Raw genomic sequence first — 1,206 nt, forward strand, 5'->3', positions numbered from 1 at the left:
TCCATGTGTAGAACAGTACGGATAGACTCACCTTTGTGCATTAGTTCGAATGCTTCGTTTACGTCTTCAAGACCCATAGTGTGAGTGATGAACTCTTGTAGTCCGAACTCACCCGCCATGTAACGGTTTACGATCTCTGGTAGTTCAGAGCGGCCTTTAACACCACCGAAAGCAGAACCACGCCATACACGACCTGTTACTAGTTGGAATGGACGAGTTGAGATCTCTTGACCTGCGCCTGCAACACCGATGATTACAGACTCGCCCCAACCTTTGTGACAACATTCAAGAGCTTGACGCATCACGTTTACGTTACCGATACACTCGAATGAGTAATCAACGCCACCGTCTGTCATCTCAACGATAACGTCTTGGATTGGCTTGTCGAATTTCATTGGGTTAATGCAGTCAGTCGCGCCAAGTTGTTTTGCTAGCTCGAATTTGCTCTCGTTGATATCAACACCGATGATTTTGCTTGCACCCGCCATACGAGCACCGATGATTGCAGAAAGACCGATACCGCCTAGGCCGAATACAGCAACTGTGTCGCCTTTTTCAACTTTAGCTGTGTTTAGTACCGCACCCATACCAGTGGTTACGCCACAGCCTAGAAGACAAACTTCCTCAAGAGGTGCTTGTTTGTTTACTTTCGCTAGTGAGATTTCTGGAAGTACAGTGTACTCAGAGAAAGTAGAACAACCCATGTAGTGGAAAATTGGCTCACCATTGATAGAGAAACGGCTTGTGCCGTCTGGCATTAGACCTTTACCTTGAGTTTCNCGAACCGCTTGGCAAAGATTAGTTTTGCCAGACTTACAGAATTTACATTCGCCACACTCTGCTGTGTAAAGTGGGATAACGTGGTCGCCAACTTCAACGCTTGTTACGCCTTCGCCAACCATTTCAACGATGCCGCCACCTTCGTGACCAAGGATAGAAGGGAAGATACCTTCTGGATCGTCACCTGAAAGAGTGAATGCGTCAGTGTGACAAACACCAGTAGCAACGATACGAACAAGTACTTCGCCAGCCTTTGGCAGTTCAACNTCAACCGTTTCACGCTTTAGNGGCTCACCAGCTTTCCAAGCAACCATTGCTTTAGATTGGATATGAGTTTGACCAGGTTTGATTTCGATAGTCATGTGATATTTCCTATATTAGTCAGTCAACGTTGAGCTTGTTTGCTATCACTCTCTCGTTTTGTTG

At 46.3% G+C, this 1,206-nt stretch carries 1 protein-coding gene; it reads right to left on the reverse strand.

Translation table 11 applies throughout. From position 1 onward, the window contains the following. A partial coding sequence (locus tag A3712_RS19805; protein WP_063524735.1) for an S-(hydroxymethyl)glutathione dehydrogenase/class III alcohol dehydrogenase occupies positions 1 to 1,142 on the reverse strand: 1,142 nt, incomplete at its 3' end. Between the last annotated feature and the right edge of the window lie 64 nt (positions 1,143 to 1,206).

Origin of the sequence: Vibrio sp. HI00D65, assembly GCF_001635455.1 — a bacterium.
Classification (GTDB): domain Bacteria; phylum Pseudomonadota; class Gammaproteobacteria; order Enterobacterales; family Vibrionaceae; genus Vibrio.